This window comes from Mesonia hippocampi (genome assembly GCF_014197445.1).
GTDB classification, from domain to species: domain Bacteria; phylum Bacteroidota; class Bacteroidia; order Flavobacteriales; family Flavobacteriaceae; genus Mesonia; species Mesonia hippocampi.
In genome coordinates, this window is record NZ_JACIFO010000009.1 from 33338 (window position 1) to 56416 (window position 23079).

Genomic DNA, 23079 nt, shown 5'->3' on the forward strand with positions numbered 1-23079 from the left:
AAAGTTAATTTACTACAAAACTAGCTATAATATTTTGGTCTCCAAAATACTACACCTATAAACCTAAATAAACCCGGTACCAACTGCATTCTTTTATTACTTCTTTCTGAAAATTAGTATCGGCATAGGTGGTGCTTAATAATGAAAAATAGTCGCTATGCGCTCCGCTAGTTTCTATACGGTAACCATAAGTATTTGGAATACGAATATGGCTTATATTATAATTTGTTTTTGCCAACATATATACCGTTCTTGCTTTAACTTCTTTACTTCCTGAAAGCGCTAATGCTTTTTTATAAAACTTATTTGCTTGGATTAAAGCTGGGGTTAGGTTGGCTTTTATCTGCTCATCTACATAATTACTATAATCTTTAAACCAATTTCGGCTATCGTTTCCTACATAATTAAATGTGTTAGAAAACCACCCCACTTCGCTCATGTTATAATAAGCATTACCCAGCATGTAATAATAATCGGCTGCGTTTGCAGGGTTTGCCTCTCCTAATTGCTGAAGCTTTAAAAGTACACGAGATAATTTTAATTTATTATCGGAATAATACTCTCTATTTGTACTGGTATTTTTAGACAGGTTATTGGTAAATAATTCGGAATAATTCTCGTAGAATTTATCGGATTGTTTATAAAAATCGGTATCAAAATATTCGTTTATGGCAGCAGAAAATAATTCGGCACGATAAGCTTCGCTATAAAAATCGGAAGGCTTCTTTATTTTCTTAAAACTAACGATTGCTTTTTCTAATTCACCATCTATCAAAAAACGTGTTCCTTCCAATTCATGCAAATAGTCTGTTGGTGAAACCTTAAATAGACTTAGTAAAAATTTTTCGAAACTTGTTTTGTTTTCAGTGGCTAATAATGCCTTATATGCCGAAATAGCTTCTTTCTCATTAAATTTATGTTTATGAGAGGTTAGCCAATAGCTTCCTAAGTTCTTTTTTACATCCTTCCATAAAAAATTGTCCATATCACCATTATAACTGCCATAAAAAGAATAATAAGCTATATTGCTGGCTATTGTATTCCCTTCGTTTTCATACAATTCTGCAGTTTTATTAAAGAATAACGCTACTGCTGGCTCATAAATGTTTAAGTTTTGGGTTTGCTTCAGTTGTTCGTAAAGTCTATTTATTTCTGTCCTATTTATATAAGTTAATGCATCTACATCGACTGCAAAAAGCAGGCGTTCTGCTTGAGCATTATACCTGCTATTACTTTGCACTTGCTGAAAATGCTTTTTTGCTTCTGTATGATTTTTAGCTCCAAAATAACTCATTCCTAACATTATTCTCCAAAAATCTTTATCTATCAACTCTTTAGATTCTAATTGTGTTTCAGCTAAAATTCTTAAATTAACAATTTGTTGACCTTTTCCTTTACAGACAGTTGAGCGTTTGTAAAAAGGAGAATATTCGGCAAAGAGTTCTTCTTGAATCTGATCTAACTCCCGTAATGCTAAAAGCCGCAAAAATTTAGAATTGGGTTTTGTTACGGCTATTTTCATCATCTCTGGTAGTGCTGGAGCCTTGGCATGAAATACTTTAAAAAAACTTTTCATATCCGCATACGGCGCATTTTTATCATAAAACTCGGCAAAACGGATTTTTTTCCAGTTTAAAATACGTAGACTCGTTGCGCTTTTTTCTCGCCTATCGGGAAGCTCTGCAAATACTTCTATAAAAATTTCCGCTGCTTTTTCATCTTCTTTTAACTGATAATAAACTCCTCCCAATTGCTCTAACGCCCGGTAATAAATGTAAGATTTCTCGGTATCTTTTAAGTAATTATCAAAAAAGGTAATGGCCTGGGCTGGCTGTTCTAAATAATTGGCTAAACGTATTAATTGAAAAGCATAACGCTGACGTAAAAAGCTATTGGTTTCCTTTTCGATTAGGCTTAAGCTTTGGGTTAACAACTCAGGTTTTTTGTCTGTTTTATCATTATCATCCTCTCCTTGATACCATGAATAGAAACTCCCTAAGCTTGTGTTGGATGAAATTTTTTCGGTTTGTTTTGCTAAAATCATATAACGCGCAAATGCATTCCCTTTTTCCGTCGCTAATTTTCTAGCTAATGCCGTGGTATTTTTTCGGTTTAACAAGTTTATATACCAAGCTTCATCTTTTTTATAAATTAATGTATTTACCTCTTCTGTTGTAAAATCATCGCCTAAATAAACTTGCCAATCGGCTAAATTTGCATTGTTGTTTTCTCCGCCTAAAAAGGCATTACAAAATATATGCGGACAACGTGTGTAAGGATACAATTCTGGGCTCCCTAAAATTGTCCTGTCGACCATAGGATAATAATCTACCCTAAAAGAATCATACCCACAAAAGCTCATGGAAGAAGAAGAAAACGCAGGCAATACGGCAAAAAGCAGTAAAAAACTACTTGCCAAAGATTTTAAATAATTCATCTGTAGATTGGTTTTGAAAAAGTAAAGCATTAACGTGATACAAAATTACCGAATAATTTTTAGCATACTTACGATCTATAAGCTGTTTTAATTGTTTTAATTCTGACAATTGTACACTTTCGTACCGGATAACATCGTTTGCATAAATAAAATTCCCGTTTAAATAAGCATCCTTAGTGGCTCGATACATAGTTGGCGTTGCTGTTTTTTTAAAATTTTGCACTAGCATTTCTTCTGTAAAATAATTTATAATTCCTGCTAGTTTATCTTCCCTATACAACACAGCCCAATCGTAATACGGAAAAGCCATAGTTAACGGCAACGGATACCTGTTTAAATTTCCTAAATACTTTTTTGTTGTCTCTAGGTTTAGTATAGAGTTGGGTTCGTTTATATCACCTAAATCGCCCATATTATAAAGCATTAAAACACCTATATCTGTAGGCGGAACTCCTGTTTTTTCGGCATATTTTATTTGGTGTAAACGTAAAGTTACCGATAGTTTTCTATTGGGTGCAATAAATACCGATTTTTGCTTTAACCCTTCTAAAAATTTAAAATAAGAAGCCCTTGTGCTTAGAGTCCAGTCACAATCTATTTGAATTTCGGGAACGCTAACTTTAGCAAAGAAATCTTTTGCTAAAAGCCTATTTATTTTATCGGCCACTTGTGTAGCTAAAGCGTTTATCGCGGCAGGAGTTTTGGCATGTTCAAACACGCGATTGGTTATATACACTACAGGAACAACCTCTTGTACAGAAGTAATTTTGGTATCTTCTGGTATTAAAAGTGTTGCCTTAGGAAAAATTTTTGATTGCTTCTCGATATAATCTACATCAAAAAAACGCAAGTACAAACGCTTGCTTTCTGCTCGCTGTAATAATGTTGATGCATCTGCAGGCAAGGAATAGTTAGCTCTCCAATGATAAAAATCTACTTGCTTTACATTGCTCTCTTGCTTACACGAAAACAATGTAAAAGCAATACAAAACAAACTAACTATTCTAATGAAATTCTGCATCTTTAAAAATGTAAAACCACAGCTTAGCCAATTGCTTAAACCGTGGTTTACTTTATCTTTTGGTTAATAAGCTAACAGTTTTTCTATTTTTGCTTTTACCTTTGCAGTAGAAGGTATCATGGTTTCCTCTAGCGTAGCATTTAGCGGAATTGCAGGCATATTTTCAGAACCAATGGTCATTACAGGAGCATCTAAATCGGTAAAACAAACTTCTTGAATCTTACCGCTTAAAGCTCTTGCAAAAGTATTATCAGAAGGCTCTTCGGTAACAACAAGGCATTTTCCTGTCTTTTTTACAGATTTCATAATGCTTTCTTCATCTAACGGATAAAGCGTTCTTAAATCAACTATTTCTACTTGTCCTTGTAAACCTAGTTCTTCTGTTGCATTTAATGCCCAGTGCACGCCCATTCCGTAAGTTATAATACTCATGGTTTCTGCCTCTTCTTGTTTCCAGATTTCTTGTATAAGGTTTGCTTTCCCAAAAGGCAATACATAATCTTCACTTGGCTCTACCGATGTAGCAGCTTTTGTACCTGGAACTTTACTCCAATACAAGCCTTTATGTTCAAAAATAACACACGGATTAGGGTCGTAATACGCCGCTTTCATCAATCCTTTTAAATCGGCTCCATTACTTGGGTAAGCTATTTTTATCCCACGAATGTTCGACACCACACTTTCTACCGAAGATGAATGGTACGGACCGCCACTACCATAAGCCCCAATAGGCACTCGTAACACCATAGAAACCGGCCATTTTCCGTTAGATAAGTAGCAACTTCTACTTACTTCGGTAAACAATTGGTTTAATCCTGGCCAAATGTAATCGGCAAACTGAACTTCTACAATAGGTTTTAGCCCTACGGCAGAAACTCCAACCGTAGAACCTATAATAAAGGCTTCTTGAATTGCGGTATTAAATACTCTGTTATCGCCAAATTTTTGAGCTAAGGTTGCTGCTTCTCTAAAAACACCGCCTAATCTTCCGCCTACATCTTGCCCGTACAACAAACATTCTTTATGTTTTTTCATCAATTCCTCGATGGCAAAAAGAGCACAATCTACCATAACCACTTTATCGGCACCTGCTGGAGAGCGCTCTCCTTTTTCCTCGGTGATGGGTGTTGGTGCAAAATCGTGTGTAAATAAATCGGCTGGTTTAGGGTCTTCTGCCGTTAAGGCTTCTTGGTAATCTTCTTTTACTTTTACACGTGCAAGCGCTTCGATGGCCTCGACCTCATCTGCTGTAAAATTATTTTCTAAAAGCAAAGCTTTCATTTTCGGATACGGGTCGCGCAATTTTGCTTCGTCTAAATCGTCTCGATACCATTCCATACGTACGCCAGAGGTGTGATGATTTAACAACGGAACTTTTGCATGAATTAAAACTGGACGACGTTCTTCTCGGATAATTTTCAAAGCTTTTTGTACAGTGGTATAGGTTTTATTAAAATCTGTACCGTCTATCGTAAAGGCTTCTACGCCTTTAAAACCTTGGATATATTCGTAGGCGTTTTGCGCTCTTGTTTCGGCTTCGCTTGCTGAAATATCCCAACCGTTATCTTGCACCACATACAAAATGGGCAATTGTTTTAAGGCTGCCATTTGGAAAGCTTCTGCAACTTCCCCTTCGGTTACGCAAGCATCACCTAAAGAGCAAACACAAACAGGCATTTGGGTTTTATCTGCTAGGTTAGGCGTATCATAATTTAATAGAAATTTATATTGATCTTCTTTAGGAAATAAATCGCCTGTTTCTCTGTACTTCATTCCTAATGCTACGCCTGTTGCAGGAATTGCTTGCATTCCTGTTGCTGAACTTTGGTGTGGAATTTTGGGTTTATCAGGGTCGTTTAAACTTGGGTGTGCATAATAGGTTCTTCCGCCAGAAAAAGGATCGTCTTTTTTTGCCAAAAGTTGCAGCATTACATCTTTTGGTGTCATGCCCAATCCTAATAAAATAGAATCGTCTCTATAATACGGAAAAACATAATCTTGAGGCAATAGCTGCATTCCTACTGCGGTTTGTATTACTTCGTGCCCACGAGAGGTAGCGTGCACATATTTTGAAGTTACTTTAAAGTTTTCTTCATACAATTCGGCTAGAGATTTTGCTGTACAAAGGTTTGAAAAAGCTTTTTTATATATTTCTTTTGAGATCATAATCGGTTTTAAATTTTCATTTCGACAACTTTAAAAAGTTGGTTTTTCAAAATTTTCGAGGTTATCGGCTATTCTTCTTAAAAAACTTCCTGCTAAAAATCCATCTACTACACGATGGTCGAAAGATAAAGAGAGGTACATCATTTGTCTGATTTCTATTTTATCGCCCTCGGGATATTCTATTACCTCCGCTCGTTTTTTTATGATTCCGGTAGCTAGAATAGCCACTTCTGGTTGGTTGATTATTGGCGTTCCCATTAGGCTCCCAAATGTACCTACATTAGAAATGGTAAACGTGCTTCCGCTGGTATCTTCGTGTTTTAGTTTATTATCTCTAGCTTTAAGGGCTAGCTCGTTTACATTCTCGGCAAGTTGTGCTAGGTTTTTTGTATCGGCATTTTTAACAACCGGAACAATTAAATTCCCCGAAGGTAATGCTGTTGCCATTCCTATATTGATATCGTCTTTTACAATAATATTTTTCCCGTCTAATGAACTATTTATCATTGGGAAATCTTTAATTGCTTTTGTTACCGCCTCGATAAACAATGGGGTAAACGTAAGTTTTTGATTATGCTTTTTAAAGAAAGCTTCTTTGTTTGCATTTCGCCAGATTACCATTTCTGTTAAATCGGCTTCTACATAGGCTGTAACGTGTGGCGAAGTATGTTTAGAAAACACCATGTGGTCGGCAATAAGCTGCCGCATTCTATCCATTGCTACAATACTCCCTTTACCTTTATCAAATTTTAAATCAGGCACTTGGAAATGATTAGCATCTTGCTCGATGCTTTGTGCAAATTGTGCAGGACGTCCTGCTTCTATATAATTAAAAATATCGCTTTTACGAAGTCTCCCATTGCTTCCTGATACAGGAATTCTTCTTAATTCCTCATAGCTAATATGGTATTCTTTTGCTATTTTTTCTACTAAAGGAGAATAAAATGCATTGGTATTTTTGGGAACGGTATAAGTTGCCGCATCTGAAGAAGCTGTTTTAAGCTTTTTAGGTTGCTTTGGCAGTTTGGGTTTTGGGGTTTCGTTGGGAGTTTTAGGCTTTGCCTTTTTTGGGGGCTTAGCCGCTCCAACTTCTGCTTGAGAGGCTTCTATTTTTGCAATAAGGCTTCCTACTTGAACTACTTCATTGGCTTGAACTAAAATCTCGGTAATAACACCTGTACTTGGTGCAGGAACTTCAGAGTCTACTTTATCGGTAGCAACTTCTAGAAGGGTTTGGTCTTGTTCTACAAAATCTCCTTCTTTTACCATCCAATTGATAACGGTAGCCTCGGAAATACTTTCGCCCATTTTAGGCAAGGTAACTTCTATTATAGACATTAATGAACTAAATTTATGAAAATGGTTATAAATACGCCTTTATTCTAGCGGGTATTCATTTTTCTTTTACAATCTTCACAAATGTAGCATTTTTGTGCGTAAAAGCAGGTATTTATCTAAGCTTTTAGCTGGGTAATTTTGATGAAGGAGCTATTCCCGTAAAAATAAAATCTAAAAGTTCTGATTGAAATTTCTCTAAACTAATGTCAAGTTTATTTTCATATAATTCTGGGTTATAAATCCAACGCAATACCGAAAGGATATTATTTAATATTAAATCTGGATTAACGGCTTTTATAACGCCCATATTTACCGCTTCTGAAATAAGCTGTTTGAATGCCTCTTGATAAGATTTCCTGCTGGCTAAAAACTCTTTTTCAACCTCGGGTTGCAAATGTTTGTAATCTTGTAAAATAAGCGCCGTTACATTTTTATTATTAAAGGCAACCTCCGCATGCATTTTTATAGCTTCGATCAACTGATTTTTAGCTGGATATTTCTCTTTTACCCGTGTTAATCCTTCTGAGAATTTACAGGTAATATCTAACAGCAACACCTGTAAAATTTCTTGTTTTGATTGAATATGATTATACAGACTTGCTGCCTCCATTCCCGCTGCTTTAGCGATATCTTTCATCGAGGTTGCTGCATATCCTTTTTGATAGAATAAGCCCGCAGCAATAATTAAGATTTCCTGCCGTTTTCCCATATATTATTTTTAAATTAACGTTTAGCTAAAAAGCTAAACGTTAATTTTTATTTATTGCTATTTTTATTTCAATTTCTCAAATCTAAAACCCTGCTTAATTTACCTCCATTACTCTTTGGTATTGCCCCATATGGATACAGACTAACCTTTATAGATAATCCTATATTGTTTTTTATTTTCCGCTCTAATTGTTTGGTTAATCTGGCTAAATTTTCGTTGGTTGTACAGTCTTCTTTTGTATAATGTTCTCCCAACAAGGTTGCTTTTTGAAAATCTTCACTTGTTTCTACCTTAACCTCTACATTATCCATTACTCCTTTGCGTGTTACTTCTAGCTGATAATTAACCGATAACTCCTCAAAAGCCTTAAAAACCTCCTCTACTTGTGTATGAAAAAGATTTACTCCTCTAATAATTAACATATCATCGGCACGGCCTTTTATTTGTCCCATTTTCACATGAGTTCGTTCCCCACTATCGTCATAATACAAACTGCAAATATCGTTGGTGTAATAACGCAATAACGGCATAGCCTCTTTGGTAAGTGTGGTAAATACCAACACCCCTTCTTCTCCATGAGGGAGTGGTTTCCCGGTATGTTTATCTACAATTTCTGGGTAAAAATGATCCTCCCAAATATAGCTTCCTTTCCCTTGTTCATTAACCGATTCTTGCGAGACTCCTGGTCCTATAATTTCACTTAACCCATAAATATTGGTTGCTTTTACCCCTAGACCTTCCTCTATTTCTGCTCGGATGGCATCCGTCCAAGGTTCTGCACCCAAAACAGCGTACTTTAAGTTTAATTTACTTAACGGAATGCCTTGCTTTTTAAGCTCGAAGGCAATGGTTTGCGCATAGGAAGGTGTACAACAAATTACTTCTGATTGAAAATCGACTAACAATCGAATTTGCCTATCCGTCATTCCTCCTGAAATAGGAATAACACTCATCCCCATTTTTTCTGCACCATAATGCATTCCTATCCCGCCTGTAAAAAGCCCATAACCATACGCGTTATGTAATTTCATACCTGGTTTTGCACCTGCTGCGGTAAGTGAGCGAGCAATTACTTCAGAAAAAATATCTAAATCGTTTTTTGTATAGGCCACTACGGTCGGTTTTCCTGTTGTTCCACTAGAACAATGAATACGGGCTAAATCGGATTCTGGTAAAGTTAAAAAACCAAATGGATATTGGTCTCTTAAATCGGTTTTATACGTAAAAGGTAATTTATGGATATCTTCAATAGAACGTATATCGGCGGGCTCTATGTTATGTTTTTGAAAAGCCTTTTGGTAAAAAGGCACTTTTTTATAAAGCGTATTTACTTGTTTTATTAATCGTTCACTTTGGAGTTTACGCAATTCGTCTATTGGTAAAGTTTCTATTTTTTTATTATACATATCTATTACTAACTAACATTCGTTAGTAAATATATAATGATTTTACCAAATACACAAAGTCACTTCGCAAATAATATGATTTTTATCACATTAAGGTTCTAAAATTATTATATGTATAAGCTTATAAACTAATCTTTTTTAAACTCATTTAAGGTTTTATAGAAATTTTCCTGTGCAGGTCTATTTTTCGGAATTTCTCTTAAAGGCTCTACTGCCTCCAAGCTTTCGTGGCAATCTGATGGTAAACGTTGATAAAGTTTTGTTCCTGCAGTTTTCCAAGCGATCATTTCGTCTGAAACTTGTTTAATAATTTTTGCAGGATTTCCCACAACCAAACTACGTGCTGGAATTTTTGTTTCTGCTTTTACAAAAGCCATGGCTCCTATAATAGATTCCTCACCGATTTCGGCATCGTCCATAATAACGCTATTCATCCCTATCAAACAGTTTTCTCCTAAATTAGCCCCATGAATTACCGCTCCATGCCCCACATGAGCTCCTTTTTTAAGTGTAATTGTTTTTCCAGGAAACATGTGTACGGTACAGTTCTCTTGTACATTTACACCATCTTCCAAAATAATTTCTCCCCAATCTCCTCTAATAGCCGCTCCCGGACCTATATAACAATCTTTTCCTATTATTACATTCCCCGTAACCGCTGCTAAAGGGTGCACAAAACTACTTTCGTGAACTACAGGTGTAAAGCCTTTAAATTTATATATCATCGTTAAAAGAATAAGGAGGATGTAAAATTACATCCTCCTTAATTAAATTTTTACTGGTTATATTTTGCTAATTTCTGTTTTGTAAAATCACTCAATACTAAGCGCCCGCTAATTTTTGCTCGCTCGATGAGTAGCTCGTCCCAATTTTCTGTTCCGCGCCAAAACATTTGCTTCATTTCCTTTACTGCCTCTGGGTTATATTGGCATAAATTCTGAGCAAATTCAGCTATTGCTTGATCTAGTTCTTCTGTAGAATCGTAAACATTTGCATATAAGCCTTTTTGTTTCGCCCATTCTGGCGAATAAAATGTGTTTGCATCTATGGCTATTTGAGACATTCCGCTAACGCCAAGCTTACGCTCTACTGCTGGTCCAACTACAAAAGGACCAATCCCAACATTAAGTTCACTTAATTTTATAGCAGCAAATTTTGTAGCCATACAATAATCCATAGCAGCAGCAAGACCAACACCACCTCCTACGGTTTTACCTTGTACACGTCCTATTATAAATTTAGGACATTTACGCATGGCATTAATGACGTTTGCAAAACCACTAAAAAATTTCTCTCCTGTCTGCTCATCGTTAATCGCTATAAGTTCTGTAAAGCTTGCGCCTGCACAAAATGTGCGATCACCTCCAGATTTCAATACAATAACCAGTACCTTATCATCTTTACCTACTTCGGTAATGGTTGTGGCTAATTTTGCTAAAATCTCTCTGGGCAATGAGTTGTGTGCTGGATGGAAAAACTCTATTGTAGCTACTTTATTTTCTATATGTTTTTTTACGTATGCTTCTTGAGACATAAATTAGATAAGATTAAATTGTTCGAAATGATGATTGATGTGTTTTCTATGAAGTAATTCCCATTCAAAATACGTTAGTTCTCCAAAAACCACATTTTTTGTTACGGCTTTAGGGTTAAGTTGGAAATATTTCTGATATGACACTCTTGCCTCTTTTAATTTTTCTTTAGCTTCTTCTAAACTACTGTGTTTTAAATCGAATAACTTTCCTTCCTCATAAAATGGAAAATTGTAGTTTTTAGGCATTGGCTGATACGTCCATAAAGTTTCTTGTACTTTTTCTATATGTTCCGCTGGGGTTGCTATTTCAAAATCTTGAGTTTCTGCAGCAGCAATACGGTAACTTTCTTCTAAATGCTCTAACATGTGCTGCGGCGTCATTACTCCCCAAGTTGCTTTTGCTTCTGGTGTTAATTTGGTTAACGCCTCATGAAATACCTTATCGGTTATTTCTTTAAATGTAGTTTGCTTTTTTTGCACCATGGTTAAAATGGTTGCAATGGCTACCAATTTATCCTCTTCTTCTATCGCATTTACATCAAAAACCTCCACGTACCACTTCACTATTCCGCTAGGTAACTCTTTCCCTTTTTGATCTCGATCTACTTTTTCTTTACAGGTTAAGCGTACATTTATAGTGGTATTATGATATAACGGACGTAAAAAACGAATTTCTTCTAAACCATAATTGGCCGCTACAGGTCCTTTATTTGGATAAACAAATAATCCTGCTGCTGCAGAAATAATAAAATACCCATGAGCTGTACGTTGCTCAAAAATACTACCGTCTAACGAAGTAATATCGGTATGCGCATAAAAATGATCCCAAGTAAGGTTTCCGAAGTTTACAATATCGGTATCGGTAATGGTTCGGTTGTGTGTTTTTAACGACATTCCCGGTTGAATATCTTCCCAATGGTAAGCAAACGGATGTTTTTCTGCTTCTTTATAAGCTGCTTTAGGTTGATATATTCCTGTGATTTCGGTAAGTGTAGTTGGCGAGCCTTGAATAGCACAACGCTGCATATAGTGTTTTACGCCTCGTTTACCGCCCATTTCTTCTCCACCTCCGGCTCTACCTGGCCCTCCATGAACCAACATTGGTAAAGGCGAACCATGTCCTGTGCTTTGTTTTGCACTCTCGCGGTTAAGCACTAAAATCCTACCGTGATGAGTTGCCGCTTTTATGGTATAATCGCGAGCAATAACATCGTTATTTGTGGTTATCGAACTTACCAAAGAACCTTTCCCCATTTTAGATAATTGTATTGCTTCATCTAAATCCTTATAAGGCATAATGGTACTTACTGGCCCAAAAGCTTCGGTTTCATGTACCGAGGGATTATCAAAAGGAGAGTCTTCCCGAAGAACAATTGGCGACATAAATGCTCCTTTTTTAGCATCGGCACCAATGGTTTTTGTTTCTTCTAAATTACCATAAACCAAGTTAGCGGTTTTTGTTAATTCTTGTACTCGTCCTTGTACTTCCTTCACCTGATCTTTACTCACCAAAGCGCCCATACGCACTTCTTTTAATCGAGGGTCTCCAATACTTACTTTATCCAACGCTTTTCCTAAAGCAAGTTGCACGTCTTCTACCAAGTTTTCAGGAACAATAATACGTCTAATTGCCGTACATTTCTGCCCGCATTTCACGGTCATCTCGTTACGTACTTCTTTGATAAACAAGTTGAATTCTGGCGTACCTGGAAGTGCATCTTCTCCTAAAATAGAGGCATTTAATGAATCTGCTTCCATATTAAAAGGAACAGATTCTTCTATTAATCGTTTATGAGATTTTAGCATTCTACCTGTATCGGCAGAACCGGTAAAAGTTACTACATCTTGCGACTCTACCGTATCTAAAATTGAACGTGCAGAACCCGATATAAGCTGCAATGCTCCTTCTGGTAAAATTCCAGAATTTATAATTTCACGCACTACTGCTTCGGTTAAAAAGGCCGTATTTGTAGCAGGCTTAACCACCGCTGGCATTCCTGCCATCCAGTTTACGGCACATTTTTCTAACATTCCCCATACAGGGAAATTAAACGCATTGATATGGATAGCCACCCCTTCTTTTGGCACAAGAATATGGTGTGCCATAAATTTTCCTCCTCGAGATAAATCTATTGGACTCCCTTCGATGTCAAAAGGTTGATTTGGGAACAATTTACGAAGTGATGCATTGGCAAATAAATTCCCAAAACCTCCTTCGATATCTATCCAACTGTCTACTTTAGTAGCTCCCGTTCTATAACTAATTTCGTAAAATTGTTTTTTTCTTTTGGTTAAATAAAGGGCTAGCTTTTTAAGCATATTACCACGTTCTTGGAACGTCATTTTACGTAAAGCTTCTCCTTTTTTTCTACCGTATTTTAAGGCTTGATCAAAATCTAAACCTGTAGTATCACTCAAGGCAATAGTTTCTCCTGTAACCGCATCTATCATAGGCACTCCCTCTCCAGAACCTACTACCCATTGTCCGTGAATATAACTTTCTAATTTCTGCATAATTATTTTTTAAAACCTTTTATACAAAAGGCTGAAGATTTTTATTGTTAAAATTAAACACGCTCAATTACTGCTGCATAGCCTTGCCCAACTCCAATACACATTGTTACTAGGGCGTATTTTTTTTGGGTTAATTGTAATTCTAAGGCTGCAGAATATGCAATACGTGCTCCTGTTACCCCTAGCGGATGCCCAATAGCAATAGCTCCTCCATTAGGGTTTAATCTTGGGTCATTATCTTTTAATCCCCAAGCTCTTACACAGGCTAATGCTTGTGCAGCAAAGGCTTCATTAAGTTCGATAATATCCATATCATCCATTGTTAAGCCTGCTTTTTTTAAGGCTTTATTTGAGGCTTCTACTGGGCCAATTCCCATTATTCTAGGCTCTACCCCTACTACGGCAGAACTCACAATTTTCGCCATTGGTTTTAGCTGGTATTCTTTTACTGCTTTTTCTGAAGCAATAATCGTTGCGGCCGCTCCGTCATTAAGCCCCGAAGAGTTCCCTGCTGTTACGCTTCCTTCTTGCCTAAATGCTGGACGTAATTTTGCCAAGATTTCTGGCGTTGTTGTAGGTTTTACAAATTCGTCTTGACTAAAAATTATAGGGTCTTTTTTTCGTTGTGGAATTTCTACCGCTAAAATTTCCTTAGCTAAACGTCCGTTTTTTTGTGCTTCAGTAGCTTTTTGCTGACTCCAATAAGCGAAAGCATCTTGATCTTCTCGAGAGATGTTATATTTTTCGACTAGATTCTCTGCAGTCATTCCCATCCCATCAACACCATACATTTCTTTCATTTTTGGGTTGATAAAACGCCATCCAAAGCTTGTATCATACATTTTAGCATCGGTTCCGTATGCCGAAGATACTTTAGATATGGCGTAAGGTCCGCGCGTCATGTGTTCTACTCCACCACTTATAAATAAATCCCCATCACCTGCTTTGATAGCTCTATTGGCATGAATAATGGCAGACAAGCCACTACTACATAATCTATTAACCGTTTCTCCTGGTACGGTATAAGGTAAACCTGCTAATAATGATGACATTCGCGCTACGTTTCTGTTATCTTCGCCTGCTTGGTTTGCACAACCTAAAATAACATCATCGTATGCTTCTTTAGGAATATTAGGATTCCTTTTTACTATTTCCTTAATTACTAGTGCTCCTAAATCGTCTGTACGTACGGGAGCTAATGTTCCTTTATATTTCCCTATAGGAGTTCTTATTCCGTCTATAATATATGCGTGCATAAAAATTTTATATTTAAGGCTTAAAAATAAAGAAAATCATACGAATTGCCTAAGTATTTAAGGCTTTAATCTTAACCTTCTTAGTATCAATAAAAAAATAAAAAATGTATTTTTGAAAAATAAAACATACTGCATGCACAAACTAAGCATCTTTCTTATTGTAATTTGTTTTTCAATATTTTACGCCAATGCACAAAGCATTGTTTATGTTAGCCCTACTGGAACAGGAAATGGTACGTCTTGGGCACAAGCTACAGATATTACCAGCGCACTAGCTAGTGCAAACAACAATACCGATATCTGGCTAAAAGAAGGCAGCTACCTAATTAATTCAACTTTAATAGTAGGAAGTGATAACCTTAGCCTATACGGAGGTTTTGTTGGAACAGAAACCTCCCTTAACCAGCGTAATTGGCAAAACAACCTTACTACTTTTGACGGACAAAATTCAACAAAAATAATGCGTATAAACGCCGACGATTGCATATTGGATGGTATTACTTTTACAAATGGTTTTGTTACAGGAAGCATTAGTACTACTAACGATGGCGGTGGGGCTTTACGATTAGCTGGAGACAACACTTTAGTGATTAATTGTAAATTTACAAACAACACCTCTCAAGCAGAAAGAGGTGGTGGCGCCATTTTTATGTGGCATGGCAATAATCATACTGTTGATAATTGTATTTTTGAAAACAACAGTAACACTAACGCCTCGGGAAATGGTGGTGGTGCCATTCATAATTGGGACGATAATGTAACCTTTAAAAACACCACATTTATCAACAACTCTTCTTCTACTAATGGTGGAGCTCTATATACTTGGACGCAAGATGTTCTTATAGAAAATTGTATTTTTGAAGACAACGAAAGCAACAGTTATGGCGGAGCTATCCACTCAAGATCAACACTTAGCATTTTAAATACAGAATTCACCAACAATACCTCAATGGGGAGAGGCGGTGCAATAGACAACGGAAATGTTCTTTATGTAGTTAATAATTTGTTTGATGGAAATTCTAGCCAAAATAATTATGGAGGTGCAATATTTAATGGAAAAGAAATTCATATCACGAATGCTACTTTTACAAACAACAGCAATACAGCCTTAGCGCACAATGCGAATACAGCATGCTCAACTACCATATACAACTCCATTTTCTACAACAACCAAGCCTACAGTTCTTTCCCTTATTCAGATATCGCACCAACGAATACAACTGACAATAGCGTTAAAGATTTTCAAAACAATATCCTAGAAGGAAACCCCAACGGAACAAATAATTCAATTGGTGTTAACCCTTTGTTCATTGACCCTACAAACAGCAATTACGAACTTCAAAGTAGCAGCCCTGCAATAGATACTGGCAGCAATGCTTTGTACAATAACGTTTCTACTATTGCTATTAACAACGCTACTGATTTAAGTGGGGATACCCGCGTATTCAACACCATAGTTGATCTTGGTGCTTATGAATACAACACGCCCATTACCTGCACCAATATTGCTAGTCCGTTGAATACCGACACCAATGTCGCTATCAACACCAGCATTACTTGGAATGCAGTTGCTGATGCCGATGGGTATTCTATTTCTCTAGGAACTTCGGCAAGTGCTAACGATATTCTAAACAACCTAGATGTTGGTAACACAACTTCTTATACGCCTGCTAATAGTTTTCCGCAGAACACAACGATCTTTGTAAGTATTATTCCTTACAATTCTGCAGGAGATGCTAGTGCGTGTACCGAAGAAAGTTTTACCACCGAAACCATTATCACACCGCCTAATTGCACCACTATTACTAGTCCATTAAATGCCGATACCAATGTCGCTGTCAACACCAGCATTACTTGGAACGCAGTTGCTGATGCCGATGGGTATTCTATTTCTCTAGGAACTTCCGCTGGAGCTAACGATATTCTAAACAACCTAGATGTTGGTAACACAACTTCTTATACGCCTGCTAATAGTTTTCCGCAGAACACAACAATCTTTGTAAGTATTATTCCTTACAATTCTGCAGGAAATGCTAGTGCATGTACCGAAGAAAGCTTTACCACCGAAACCATTATTACACCGCCTAATTGCACCACTATTGCTAGTCCGTTGAATACCGACACTAATGTCGCTGTCAATACCAGCATTACTTGGAACGCAGTTGCTGATGCCGATGGGTATTCTATTTCTCTAGGAACTTCCGCTGGAGCTAACGATATTCTAAACAACCTAGATGTTGGTAACACAACTTCTTATACCCCTGCTAATAGTTTTCCGCAGAACACAACAATCTTTGTAAGTATTATTCCTTACAATTCTGCAGGAGATGCTAGTGCGTGTACCGAAGAAAGTTTTACCACCGAAACCATTATCACACCGCCTAATTGCACCACTATTACTAGTCCATTAAATGCCGATACCAATGTTGCTATCAACACCAGCATTACTTGGAATGCAGTTGCTGATGCCGATGGGTATTCTATTTCTCTAGGAACTTCCGCTGGAGCTAACGATATTCTAAACAACCTAGATGTTGGTAACACAACTTCTTATACCCCTGCTAATAGTTTTCCGCAGAACACAACAATCTTTGTAAGTATTATTCCTTACAACTCTGCAGGAAATGCGAATGCCTGTACCGAAGAAAGTTTTACCACTGAAACTATTATTATACCGCCTAATTGCACCAATATTACTAGTCCGTTGAATGCCGACACTAATGTCGCTGTCAATACCAGCATTACTTGGAATGCAGTTGCTGATGCCGATGGGTATTCTATTTCTCTAGGAACTTCCGCTGGAGCTAACGATATTCTAAACAACCTAGATGTTGGTAACACAACTTCTTATACCCCTGCTAATAGTTTTCCACAGAACACAACAATCTTTGTAAACATTATTCCTTACAATTCTGCAGGAAATGCTAGTGCGTGTACCGAAGAAAGTTTTACCACCGAAACCATTATCACACCGCCTAATTGCACCAATATTACTAGTCCGTTGAATACCGACACTAATGTCGCTGTCAACACCAGTATTACTTGGAATGCAGTTGCTGATGCCGATGGGTATTCTATTTCTCTAGGAACTTCCGCTGGAGCTAACGATATTCTAAACAACCTAGATGTTGGTAACACAACTTCTTATACCCCTGCTAATAGTTTTCCGCAGAACACAACGATTTTTGTAAACATTATTCCTTACAATTCTGCAGGAGATGCTAGTGCGTGTACCGAAGAAAGCTTTACCACCGAAACCATTATTATACCGCCAATAGATAAAAACACACTAATTATTCCCAATTTTTTCACCCCTAATAATGACGGTATAAACGATTTATTCAAAATAATTGATGAAGAGAATATTGTAAAAGAATTTATAATTTTTGACAGGTTCGGAAAAATTCTCTATAGCGGAAAAACTTCGTACAACCTAATTTGGGATGGAAATTATAACGGAAAAAAAATGCCAGCAAACGATTACTGGCTAAAGCTTGTATTAAAATCTGGAGAAGTAATTACTAAAAATATCAGTTTATTACGTTAAGTCATTAATGTTTATTCTTCTAGTACTTGTTTACTACTTCGGTAAACCGTACCGCGAAAATAATAATAAACCTCTCCCTGTTCATTAGAGATTTCTACATCAAAATCGGCGGTTTTATAAGTAACATTTAAGGCTTTAGCCTCAGCATACAGCAGTTCGCCTTCGTGAGCTGCTTTAGAATAAATCATGTTTCCGTTTATAGAAACGGAAACACGACCATAAGAATTTGATGCAAATGCAAATGCACTATCGGCAAAGGTAAAAGCAATTCCACCGTGTAAAATACCATGCCCGTTTAGCATTTCTTTTCTTACCCGCATAGACAATTTACAATAGCCTTCTTTTATTTCTAAAAGAGAAGTATCTAACCATTGTGTACAATAGTCTTTTTCCATCATTTTCTGATAGATTGCTTTGGCGGTTTTGTTTTTATCTTCGCTCATATTTTTTTATTCAATTATAAACTGTTTAGCTTCCTTTTTCATTTTTCGAAGTAACGGACTACAACGGTACCTATCTTCATGGTATTCATTATACAAAGCGTCTAATTTTTCTACACACCAATCTATTCCTAATTCATTTGCCCATTGCAATAAACCTTTAGGATAGTTTACGCCTTTAGTCATGGCTAAATCTATCGCTTTTGCACTTGCTATGTTTAAGAATAAGGCATCTGCTGCTTCATTAATAAGCATCACAATTACGCGTTCGAAAATTGCTTTTTTCAAGGCTTCATCATTAGCTGGTGTAGGTTTTATTTCTGTAGAATAATCATAAAAACCTCTTCCCGATTTTCTTCCTAAATAACCTGCTTCTGAAAGTCGTTTTTGTGTAAACGAAGGTTTATAACGCGGGTCGTAATAGAAAGATTTGAAAACGGTTTCTGTTACGGTATAATTTACATCATTCCCGATAAAGTCCATCAATTCAAAAGGTCCCATTCTAAAACCTCCTATCTCTTTTAAGGCTGTATCTATCGTAATGAAATCGGCTTTACCTTCTTCATATATTCGCAAAGACTCTCCATAAAACGGACGAGCAACACGGTTTACAATAAAACCTGGTGTATCTTTTACCAAGACGCCTACTTTTTTCCAATCGGCTATTATGTTTACTACCTTTTGTTTAACTTCTTCTGAAGTTTGTACTGCAGGAATAATCTCTACTAATGCCATTAATGGCGCTGGATTAAAAAAGTGTATCCCGATTACGCGTGATGGTTTTTTTAAAGCCGAAGCAATAGAGGCAATTGAAAGTGAAGAAGTGTTTGACGCAATAATAGCATCTTCGGTTTGATAGCTTTCTAACTCTTGAAATACTTTTTGCTTTATCGTTAGATCTTCAACAATGGCTTCTATGGTTAATTCTACCGAAGCCAAGGCTTCCAGTTGGTTTACATATGCTATGTTTGCTTGTATACGGTTTTTTTCTGCAACATCTATTCGTCCTTTCTCTACAAGCCTAGTTAGTATTTTATCGAGTTTCGTTTTACTATTTTCTAATGCAGTGGTGTTCGTATCATACACAAGTACATTACAACCTGCAGTGGCTGCTATTTGAGCAATTCCGCTTCCCATTGTTCCGCTTCCTATTATTCCTACTTTCATGGTTTTATTTTTATCTTTTAAGAAAGTTATTTAACATACGTTCAAAATTATTGCTATAATTTATTCGCCTTTAAAGTTTGGTTTACGTTTTTCTACAAAAGCAGTAACTCCCTCTTTATAATCGGCGGTAGCGGCCGATGCTATTTGCAACTTACTCTCTAAAGCAAGTTGATTCTCTAAGTTGTTTGTTAAGGATTCGTTTAAAGCTTGCTTGGTTAAGGCTAATGCTTTGGTGGGCATTTTAGCTAATTTTTCCGCTAAAGTTTTGGTATTGTTTTCAAACTCTTCGGCAGGTACTGCTTTATAAATCATCCCCAGTGTTTCTGCTTCCTTAGCCATTACTTTATCGCCCAACATCATTAAGGCTGATGCCCTTTGAAAACCGATTAAACGCGGCAAGAAAAAAGTTCCTGCACTATCGGGTATTAAACCTATTTTACTAAATGCTTGTATAAATGCAGCATTTTCTGAAGCCACTACAATATCGCAAGCTAAGGCAATGTTTGCTCCTGCACCCGCTGCAACACCGTTTACTGCGGCAACTATTGGTTTTGGAATTTCGCGTAACAGCTTAACAATTGGATTGTAATGCTCTTCTAAAATTGCTTTAAAACCAGGGTTTAATGCAGGATCTGTTACCTCTTTTAAGTCTTGTCCTGCACAAAAAGCCTTCCCTTCGCCAGTTAAATGTATGGCTCTTACTTGGTTATCTTCTGCGCATTTTTTAAGCACCTCTTGAAGTGATAAAGCCATTTCTCTATTAAAGCTGTTAAAAACTTCTGGACGATTTAAGCTAATATAAGCTACTTGATTTTCTATATGTAAACGAATAGGTGTATTCATTAATTTTTAAGTTTTATGGTTACTAAATGATATAAAACGAGATTCCCGCAAAAGCGGGAATTATTATGTTAAACACTTAAAATAATCGAAAGGCTCTTGGCACTCCTTACATTTAAACAATGCTTTACAAGCTGTAGAACCAAACTGACTTAACATTTCTGTATTGGCAGAACCACATTGTGGGCATTTTACCAGTTGTTCTCCTCCTAAAAGTGCTTTTTTATCGGCTGTTGCGGTTAATGGAGGGGCAATCCCATAGGCCAATAAGGCTTTTCTCCCTTCAGGTGTAATCCAATCGGTTGTCCATGCTGGCGAAAGCACTAAATTTACTTTAGCTTGATAGCCTGCATGCGCTAATGCCGCAGTAATATCTTCTCCTATTACATCCATTGCAGGGCAGCCACTATAAGTTGGGGTAATGCTTACTTCTACCACCTCATCAACAACAATAGCTTTACGCACTACTCCCATATCTAAAATAGATAAGACAGGGATTTCTGGGTCAGAAACCTGACGTAATATTGGTATTAACTCCTCATCGATATTTACTTGATCTGTTGTCATTAAAACGAGCCTTACTCACTTACCACTTCATGCCTGGATAAGTACGTTGCATGTATTGCATGTCTGCTAAAAGATACCCCATGTGTTCTGTATGAACACCTTCTTTTCCTCCTTTTTGGAAAAACGCTTGCGTAGGAACTTCCAATGTAGCCTCCTCTAAAATAGCGGCTACATTTTCATAATATTCTTTCTTAAACAAAGTAACATCTACCCCTATGCCTTCTGCAATGGCTTGTTTATCGGCATCGGTAAGCATAAAAAGTTCATTGGTATATCCCCATAAATCATTTACAGCTTGTTGTACACGCTGATTACTTTCTTTTGTACCATCGCCTAAACGCTTCATCCAGTCGGCAGAAAAACGTTTATGATAGCTAACTTCTTTTATGCTTTTTTTAGCAATAGCTGCCATCGTAGCATCGGTGCTTTGCTGTAATGCCGATAGCAATAAGTAATGAAACTGATCGAACAAAAACTGCCTTGTAATTACATAACCAAAATCTGTATTGGGCTGCTCTACCAACAGTACGTTAACGTATTCACGCTCGGTGCGTAAAAAAGCGATATCATCTTCGGTAATATCCTTATCAGAAAGTTGAGCTGCGTATTGAAAATAGCTTCTCACTTGCCCGAAAAGATCTAACGAAATATTAGTAATTGCAATATCTATTTCTGGGGCTGGTCCATGACCTGTAAGCTCTCCTAAGCGTTGCCCAAGAATCAAAGAGTTGTCTGCAATTCCTAAAATATATTGTATTAAATTATCTTTCATTGTAATTGAAATTGGATTCATTAAAAAATGAATAAAAACACATGTTTTAATTACATGTGTTTTACCTCGTCTGGTAAATCGTAAAATGTAGGATGGCGATAAACTTTATCGTTAGCTGGCTCAAATAACTCTCCGTTATGTTCTGGGTTAGAAGCCGTGATGTGTTTAGACTCTACCACCCAAATGCTTACGCCTTCGTTTCTTCTTGTATATACATCGCGTGCATTTTCAAGCGCCATTGCTGCATCTGCTGCGTGCAAACTTCCAAAATGTCTATGTTCTAATCCGTTTTTACTACGAACAAAAACCTCCCACAAAGGCCAATTTTTCTTTTGTTCTTTTTTATCTGACATGTTGTTTTCTTTACTAATCGTTTATTGAATTTTTTATTATCACAAGAAAAACTAAACTGCTTTTTTAATTTTTCTTTCGGCATTTTTTTCGGCATAAGCCATTGCTGCATCACGTACCCAAGCGCCGTTTTCCCATGCGTTAACACGTGTTTGTAAACGTTCTCTATTGCAAGGCCCATGACCTTTTACAACTTGCCAAAATTCATCCCAATTTATCTCGCCAAAATCATAGCTTTTTCTTTCTTCATTCCATTTTAAATCTTTATCAGGAATGCTAAGCCCTAAAATTTCTGCTTGCGGCACGGTTTGATCTATAAATTGCTGGCGTAGCTCGTCGTTTGTTTTTCGTTTTAGTTTCCATTTCATGGATTGAGCTGTATGGGTAGATTTATCATCTGTAGGTCCAAACATCATTAGCGATGGCCACCACCAACGGTTTAAAGCATCTTGTGCCATTTCTTTTTGTGCTTTGGTTCCTTTGCTTAAGGTTAGCATAATTTCATAACCTTGACGCTGGTGAAAGCTTTCCTCTTTACACACACGCACCATTGCTCTGGCATAAGGACCAAAAGAAGTATTACACAGCGGTACTTGGTTAATGATTGCTGCGCCATCTACCAACCATCCTATAGCACCTATATCTGCCCAAGTAACGGTAGGGTAGTTAAAAATACTTGAGTATTTTGCTTTTCCACTATGCAATTGCTCATAAAGCTCTTCGCGAGAAACACCTAAAGTTTCGGTTGCACTATATAAATAAAGCCCGTGTCCTGCTTCATCCTGAACTTTTGCTAATAAAGCTACCTTACGGCGTAAGGATGGAGCTCTGGAAATCCAGTTTCCTTCGGGAAGCATTCCTACAATTTCGGAATGTGCGTGTTGAGACATTTGGCGTATATGGGTTTGCCTGTATTTTTCTGGCATCCAATCTTTAGGCTCTATTTTTTCGTCACGAGCGATTTTTTGATCGAAAATTTCTTCCAAATTTTTTATTTCCTTTTCACTCATTAGT

18 protein-coding genes are annotated in these 23079 nt (G+C 36.9%); 1 reads left to right on the forward strand and 17 read right to left on the reverse strand.

The window, feature by feature from the left end; all coding sequences use genetic code 11:
* Nucleotides 1–55: 55 nt before the first annotated feature.
* The 10 genes from GGR32_RS10070 to pcaF all read right to left on the reverse strand — a co-directional run bounded on the left by GGR32_RS10070 (nt 56) and on the right by pcaF (nt 14381).
* Nucleotides 56–2437 (reverse strand): hypothetical protein, encoded by a 2382-nt coding sequence (locus GGR32_RS10070; RefSeq protein ID WP_183478080.1) that lies wholly within the window; start codon nt 2435–2437, stop codon nt 56–58.
* On the reverse strand, nt 2409–3458 hold the full coding sequence (locus tag GGR32_RS10075; RefSeq protein WP_183478081.1) for a hypothetical protein: 1050 nt from the start codon (nt 3456–3458) through the stop codon (nt 2409–2411). Before GGR32_RS10075 ends, GGR32_RS10070 begins: the two co-directional genes overlap by 29 nt.
* Before the next feature lie 63 nt (nt 3459–3521).
* Nucleotides 3522–5624: an alpha-ketoacid dehydrogenase subunit alpha/beta gene (locus tag GGR32_RS10080; RefSeq protein ID WP_183478082.1), complete on the reverse strand. Its 2103-nt coding sequence runs from the start codon at nt 5622–5624 to the stop codon at nt 3522–3524.
* A 30-nt stretch (nt 5625–5654) separates the two neighbouring features.
* Nucleotides 5655–6962, reverse strand: a complete 1308-nt coding sequence (locus tag GGR32_RS10085; protein ID WP_183478083.1) for a dihydrolipoamide acetyltransferase family protein — start codon at nt 6960–6962, stop codon at nt 5655–5657.
* A 124-nt stretch (nt 6963–7086) separates the two neighbouring features.
* A complete protein-coding gene (locus GGR32_RS10090) occupies nt 7087–7671 on the reverse strand; it encodes a TetR/AcrR family transcriptional regulator (protein ID WP_183478084.1) in 585 nt (194 codons plus the stop codon).
* A 68-nt stretch (nt 7672–7739) separates the two neighbouring features.
* Nucleotides 7740–9077: a phenylacetate--CoA ligase family protein gene (locus GGR32_RS10095; RefSeq protein ID WP_183478085.1), complete on the reverse strand. Its 1338-nt coding sequence runs from the start codon at nt 9075–9077 to the stop codon at nt 7740–7742.
* A gap of 128 nt (nt 9078–9205) precedes the next feature.
* A complete protein-coding gene (locus GGR32_RS10100; RefSeq protein WP_183478086.1) occupies nt 9206–9802 on the reverse strand; it encodes an acyltransferase in 597 nt (198 codons plus the stop codon).
* 50 nt (nt 9803–9852) lie between these two features.
* Nucleotides 9853–10611, reverse strand: coding sequence for an enoyl-CoA hydratase/isomerase family protein (locus tag GGR32_RS10105; protein WP_183478087.1), 759 nt, complete (start codon nt 10609–10611; stop codon nt 9853–9855).
* A 3-nt stretch (nt 10612–10614) separates the two neighbouring features.
* Entirely contained in the window at nt 10615–13125 is a 2511-nt protein-coding gene (paaZ, locus tag GGR32_RS10110) for a phenylacetic acid degradation bifunctional protein PaaZ (RefSeq protein ID WP_183478088.1), read from the reverse strand.
* A gap of 53 nt (nt 13126–13178) precedes the next feature.
* On the reverse strand, nt 13179–14381 hold the full coding sequence (gene pcaF / locus GGR32_RS10115; RefSeq protein ID WP_183478089.1) for a 3-oxoadipyl-CoA thiolase: 1203 nt from the start codon (nt 14379–14381) through the stop codon (nt 13179–13181).
* Between the two features lie 112 nt (nt 14382–14493).
* On the opposite strand from pcaF, the gene GGR32_RS10120 reads away from it, so the two are divergent.
* Nucleotides 14494–17928 carry a T9SS type B sorting domain-containing protein gene (locus GGR32_RS10120; RefSeq protein ID WP_221403720.1) on the forward strand — a complete coding sequence of 1145 codons (3435 nt, stop codon included), beginning with the start codon at nt 14494–14496 and terminating at the stop codon, nt 17926–17928.
* A gap of 11 nt (nt 17929–17939) precedes the next feature.
* On the opposite strand, the gene GGR32_RS10125 is transcribed toward GGR32_RS10120, so the two are convergent.
* From GGR32_RS10125 to paaA, 7 genes are all read right to left on the reverse strand, one after another.
* Nucleotides 17940–18371, reverse strand: a complete 432-nt coding sequence (locus tag GGR32_RS10125) for a hotdog fold thioesterase (RefSeq protein WP_246415194.1) — start codon at nt 18369–18371, stop codon at nt 17940–17942.
* A 6-nt stretch (nt 18372–18377) separates the two neighbouring features.
* The gene (locus tag GGR32_RS10130; protein WP_183478091.1) at nt 18378–19535 is read right to left on the reverse strand and encodes a 3-hydroxyacyl-CoA dehydrogenase NAD-binding domain-containing protein; all 1158 of its coding nucleotides are present in this window, start codon (nt 19533–19535) and stop codon (nt 18378–18380) included.
* 60 nt (nt 19536–19595) lie between these two features.
* Nucleotides 19596–20378, reverse strand: a complete 783-nt coding sequence (locus GGR32_RS10135; protein ID WP_183478092.1) for an enoyl-CoA hydratase-related protein — start codon at nt 20376–20378, stop codon at nt 19596–19598.
* A gap of 63 nt (nt 20379–20441) precedes the next feature.
* Complete coding sequence (gene paaD / locus GGR32_RS10140) at nt 20442–20942, reverse strand: 1,2-phenylacetyl-CoA epoxidase subunit PaaD (protein WP_183478093.1); 501 nt, start codon at nt 20940–20942, stop codon at nt 20442–20444.
* A 19-nt stretch (nt 20943–20961) separates the two neighbouring features.
* Nucleotides 20962–21714 carry a 1,2-phenylacetyl-CoA epoxidase subunit PaaC gene (paaC, locus tag GGR32_RS10145; protein WP_183478094.1) on the reverse strand — a complete coding sequence of 251 codons (753 nt, stop codon included), beginning with the start codon at nt 21712–21714 and terminating at the stop codon, nt 20962–20964.
* Nucleotides 21715–21764: 50 nt separating this feature from the next.
* Nucleotides 21765–22067 (reverse strand): 1,2-phenylacetyl-CoA epoxidase subunit PaaB, encoded by a 303-nt coding sequence (gene paaB, locus GGR32_RS10150; protein ID WP_183478095.1) that lies wholly within the window; start codon nt 22065–22067, stop codon nt 21765–21767.
* A gap of 51 nt (nt 22068–22118) precedes the next feature.
* Nucleotides 22119–23075 carry a 1,2-phenylacetyl-CoA epoxidase subunit PaaA gene (gene paaA, locus GGR32_RS10155; RefSeq protein ID WP_183478096.1) on the reverse strand — a complete coding sequence of 319 codons (957 nt, stop codon included), beginning with the start codon at nt 23073–23075 and terminating at the stop codon, nt 22119–22121.
* Between the last annotated feature and the right edge of the window lie 4 nt (nt 23076–23079).